Genomic DNA, 4,991 nt, shown 5'->3' with positions numbered 1-4,991 from the left:
GTGCTTGAGGGGCTTTCTGCCGCTGGTTCCTCGCGTACACCTTTCCGTCTCGCTTGCCGGACCCACGCCATCTGACAGTGCTGGCGCGTCCCGTCGTTGTCAGGGCTGCTTCCACCCTTCACCGATGTCCCTCGGGTCGGGTTGCCCTCAGCTTCATTCAGCCTGCTGCGACAGGCTGTTGGCGGTGGTCTCTCACCACCGCAAGGTTCAAGAACGCCTCGTGGCGCTCGATGTCCGCGCACCACGCGTGATTGGGCCTCTCGATGGCCAAACCCTTGAGCCGATAGGGGTACACACGGTGCTCGGGGTGCGGCCGGGGTGGTCCCGCGGCGCCTGATAGATGGCCTGGAGCCCCATCAGGCGCATCAGACGCCGCACCCGGTGACGCCCCCACAGACGCCTTCGCGCCACAGATGACGGACCATCTGGCGGCTGCCGTAGAAGGGGTACTCCAGGAACAGCTTGTCGATCCGGCGCATCAGCGCCAGATTCTCCGCGCTCTCGCCCTTGGGCCTGTGGTACACAGAGGATCGACTCACTCGAAGCAGCCGGCATTGACGGCTCAAGCCGAGTTTGGGATGGCCGGGCTCAGTCATCGCCCGGCGCTTCTCGCCGCTCACCACTTGAGCCCTTTGGCCAAGAAATCCCGCTCCACCGTCAGCTCTCCGATCTTCGCGTGCAGGTCCCGGACCTCCCCCTCGTGGTCTCCTCGTGCCCGCTCCGCCCCCTTGGAGAACACCTCCTTCATCCCCTCCACCGCCCGCTGCTTCCAGGTGCTCACTTGGTTCGGGTGGACCTTGTGCCGCGCCGCGATCTCCTGGATCGTCTTGTCCCCGCGTAGCGCCTCCAGCGCCACCCTCGCCTTGAAGTCCCCGCTGAACCGTCGTCGTGTGCTCATCGCATATCCGTCCCTCGGTCGGTGGTTTACACCTCAGCAACCTGTCCGATTTTCCGGGACCACCTCACAAGACCTACTTGTAGCAGTATGTGGAACGCGGCGTGCCTATGGTGCTCGCTAATGCGACAGCGAAGCCTTGGTCAACCTGTTTAACTGCGACCCCGCGGAACTGCGGCACGAGGCCGTGCCGCAACGCAAGCTCATGCAGCCAAGGCGCCCCCGGCTGCCTACCGGACTCTCCAGCGCCCCCGTTGTCGCCATACCGGAGGTCACCGTGGAGGTTTCGGCCGGCCCATGCGTCCGTCCCGGAGACCGCGCGTTGGCACTGGCCGGCGAGCATGATCCGCTACGAGGCTAGCGCCGAGCCCGAACACAAGCGGATCCCACGGGTCCGGGGCAACTCCATGGACCCGGAGATACGGGACGGCGACCGGATCGTGGTCGATGTCTCGCGCCGGCTGCCGAGCACTGGCTAGGTGTTCGTCCTATGGGACGGCATTGGGCTGATCGTGAAGCACTTGGAGGCGATCCATGGTGATGCGGTCTGCCAGGACGCACCGCCGCGTCTGGGGCTGATCTCAGCGAACGCATACGGCGCTCCCTCGTGCCTAGCCCAGGATGTCCACATTCTCGGCGAGGTCTTGTGGGTGATTAGGCACGCTTGACGGATGACGATATTGCTTGACAGAAAGTTTCTTGATCTATAAAAAATGCGTAAGATTCGAAAGCAGTCTATCATCCCCGATATGTAGGTAGGCGATGAGATCATGTTCGAGTATTTTTGGTGTGCTCTTCATCTGTCTCGCCGTATGGGTGAGCGCGGTGTCCGCGTTCGCGGATAACTGGTGCGAGGACTTTCTTTGGACTTTTAACCCTGACGCGTCGGACGTTTCCCGGTGTCTGCAAGCTGGTGCCGACGTGAATGCGCGTGATCAGTTCGGGAGAACACCTCTGCATAACGCGGCGGATGAAATAGAAGCCCCCGCCGTGATCACGACTCTCCTCAATGCGGGTGCCGACGTTAATGCCTCGGCCCTCTGGACCCCTCCCGGTGAGTCCACGATAACGTTCAACCGTGGAACGCCCCTGCACATTGCAGCGGGTGACAATCAAAACCCCGAGGTCATCAGGGCCCTGCTGAGGGCCGGAGCCGACTTGAACGCGCGGAACGGTCTTGGAGAGACGCCTCTGCACGAGGCGGCGGGTGACAATCAAAACCCCGAGGTCATCAGGGCCCTGCTGAGGGCCGGAGCCGACTTGAACGCGCGGGACAACACTGGAGACACGCCTCTGCACGTTGCAGCGAATGACAATCAAAACCCGGAGGTCATCAGGGCCCTGCTGAGGGCCGGAGCCGACTTGAACGCGCGGGACAGTCTTGGAGAGACGCCTCTGCACATTGCAGCGGGTGACAATCAAAACCCCGAGGTCAGCAGGGCCCTGCTGAAGGCTGGAGCCGAGTTGAACGCGCGGGACCGGCTTGGAAAGACGCCTCTGCACGAGGCGGCGATTTGGAATGAGAACCCGGCGGTCATCACGCTCTTTCTGGCATCTGGCGCCGATCCAAACGCCCAGGATATACTTGGGCTAACACCTCTGCAACTGGTTGCCAACAGTCCGTATCGAACCAATGACGACCGCGACCCCGAGAAAATCCGGATGGCATTCTCCAGCGAGGCCGTGGCCGCCTTCAGGGAAGAGGAAAGAAGAGTTAGAGCCGCGGAGGTTCAGGAACGTCTTCGCAAGGCGCAGGTTCCGTGTGACAAGTGGAACACTTCGGGTTTCTTCAGGAATGCGGGCGCGGCCGACGTTTCTCGTTGCCTCAACACGGACAACCACAGCGCGCGCAACCAAGCTGGAGAGACGCCCTTACACATGGTCGCAAAACTCGGCAAGGTGCCCGAGGTCGTGGCCGCAATCGCAAAGGCGGGAGCTGACCTGAATGCCCGGGATGAGAAAGGCCGCACGCCGCTGCACACGGCGGCGCTGTTCAGCAAAGAGGCCAAGGTCGTGGCAGCGCTCGTAAGGGCCGGGGCGGATTTGACCGTGCAAGACAAGCGGGGAAGGGCCGCCCTGGAACTCGGCGAGAAGTTCAGCAAGACTCCCGCCGTGGTCGCGGTTTTGAGGGAATTCGCTGTTCCGAAGAAGACCAAGACCGCTGCCCAGAGACGAGATGTTGAGCGACGGCCTGCCCGGACGCAGGTTTCGTGCGAAACTTGGAACACACCGTCCTTCTTCAGGGACGCCAAACTTCCGGACCTCATCCGCTGTCTCAAGACAAGAGACGCCAACGCCCGTAGCGCGAACGGGCGCACGCCTCTTCACTACGCGGCGCAAGGGGAGAAGGCAGCCCTTGTGACCGCCCTCGCCGGGGCCGGCGCCGACGTGAACGCACGCGACGAGCGAGGCGGGTGGACGCCTCTGCATCTGGCGGCATGGTTCAGCAAGACGCCCTCCGTCGTGGAGGCATTGCTCGCCGTCGGAGCGGACCCCACGGCGAAGGACAAGGTGGGCAAGACGCCTTGGGATTACGCGACACAGAACGCCACGCTCAAGGACACCGCACCCTACCGGCGGCTAAGCGATGAACGGTCCCGATAGGGCTGGAAATAGAGTCGGAACCGGTAGAGGGACTGACTCCACCATCAGTCAGCTCTGGAAGGATTCGGCTTGATGGCTAACAGGAGGGGACCCATGGAAGAGCCGATGAAGGTCAAACCATGTAGGAGCCTTGCGTTCACCATCGCGGTCATGCTGGCAGTGCTTGTGGGCTTCGCATCACGGAGTGCGTCTGAACAGACACAATGCATCAGGGCGCAAGTACAGCTTCCTGGTACCAGGACCCCAAAGATCGTTTGGACGAATACGTGTGCGGTGGAACTGAATCTGAACTTCTGTGTTTCCGTCGAAGGGGGGCTTGTACCCTATAACGGTCATCCCAACATCCTGCCGAACGGTGGTGAGGCGATATACCATCTGTGGCTTAAGGATCCCGATCAAGAGTACCTGTACCGTTCCAACTACGTCGAAGCCCCGCACCGTGCACCTATGGCGCGTTGCCCCGCCATAGCCGCCACGGACAGGAATGCGGAGGACGAAAGAGAGCGTCAGCGATTGGAAGAAGAACGGGAGCGTTTAGCCGTCGAAGAAGAACGAGAACGCCTCGCCCTCGAAGAAGAACGGGAACGTCTCGCCCTCGAAGGACAACAAAGACTGGAGGAGGACAGACAACGCCAGCTTGAGCTAGCGCGCCAACGGCGACTTGAAGAGAAACGGCGGAGACTTGCCGAAGTGCAAAGAGAACGGGAACGGCAGCTCGAAGTGGCGCGTCAACGTCGCCTTGAACAGGAAAGACAGGAAGAGGCGGACCGCGAGACCATAGAAGCGCTGTTCAACACCGCAATTGGAATCATGGGCGGAGTCATCCAGCAAACGAATCAGCGACGGAGAGACAAAGAAAGTGCCCCGACTCCAACCTACACCCAACCAACATTCACTCCCTTGCCAAGTCCAGGGAGCAGCCCGTCCGGAGGAGCCGTCTACAATCAACCGGGCACGCACAGGGAGACATTACCCGGTCGGTGACGAAATCGGTGGGTGCCATTACTGATGAAATGTCGAGTTCAACGTTTCACTAGCTCGTCTATGCGATCGTCTATGCGTTTGTGCGGGCTCGCGAAGCTGCTCGGTCCAGTCTGCGGCGCATCCCGCAGTCACGTGGTCGAACCGGTTGTTGAGAAAACTATGTCTGCTGGATGTCCGTGATCGCCCAAGTACGACGGCGGGCAAGGCATGCCACCATCCAAGGGAAGGGTGCAAGACCATGGCCAGAAACGATATTGTCGATCAATTGAGAAGCAGTCCGCGCAGTCGTAGCGTCGATATCGTCAATGAAGAAGACATGGCGCTCCTCGGGCCCTTGCAACTTCTGCTCGGAACGTGGAAAAATGAGCCTAGCAGGCCGTGGAAAAACGCCTGGATTTGAGGGTCTGTGAGTGATTCGATGGAAAACCCGGCTTCAGGGCATCGAGATAGACTTGTTTCACCGGCCATTTCAGGCCAGGGAGCGCGGCGCAGACGCACTGAGGCCATG

The 4,991-nt window shown here is 60.9% G+C and carries 5 protein-coding genes; 3 read left to right on the top strand and 2 right to left on the bottom strand.

Annotation, left to right across the window (positions count from 1 at the left end):
* Window positions 1-365: 365 nt before the first annotated feature.
* On the bottom strand, window positions 366-539 hold the full coding sequence (locus OXF11_15435; GenBank protein ID MCY4488485.1) for a hypothetical protein: 174 nt from the start codon (window positions 537-539) through the stop codon (window positions 366-368).
* Window positions 540-616: 77 nt separating this feature from the next.
* Window positions 617-898, bottom strand: coding sequence for a transposase (locus tag OXF11_15430; protein ID MCY4488484.1), 282 nt, complete (start codon window positions 896-898; stop codon window positions 617-619).
* A gap of 136 nt (window positions 899-1,034) precedes the next feature.
* Between OXF11_15430 and OXF11_15425 the strand changes: the two genes are divergently transcribed.
* The 3 genes from OXF11_15425 (at window position 1,035) to OXF11_15415 (ending at window position 4,483) form a co-directional block, all read left to right on the top strand.
* A complete protein-coding gene (locus OXF11_15425; protein ID MCY4488483.1) occupies window positions 1,035-1,256 on the top strand; it encodes a hypothetical protein in 222 nt (73 codons plus the stop codon).
* Window positions 1,257-1,657: 401 nt separating this feature from the next.
* Window positions 1,658-3,499: an ankyrin repeat domain-containing protein gene (locus OXF11_15420; protein ID MCY4488482.1), complete on the top strand. Its 1,842-nt coding sequence runs from the start codon at window positions 1,658-1,660 to the stop codon at window positions 3,497-3,499.
* A 93-nt stretch (window positions 3,500-3,592) separates the two neighbouring features.
* The gene (locus OXF11_15415; protein ID MCY4488481.1) at window positions 3,593-4,483 is read left to right on the top strand and encodes a hypothetical protein; all 891 of its coding nucleotides are present in this window, start codon (window positions 3,593-3,595) and stop codon (window positions 4,481-4,483) included.
* Window positions 4,484-4,991 lie beyond the last annotated feature (508 nt).

It is taken from the genome of Deltaproteobacteria bacterium (assembly GCA_026712905.1).
Taxonomy (GTDB): Bacteria; Desulfobacterota; Binatia; order UBA9968; family JAJDTQ01; genus JAJDTQ01.
The sequence above is the reverse complement of the archived record's forward strand: the minus strand, read 5'-3'. Positions and strand labels throughout refer to the sequence as shown.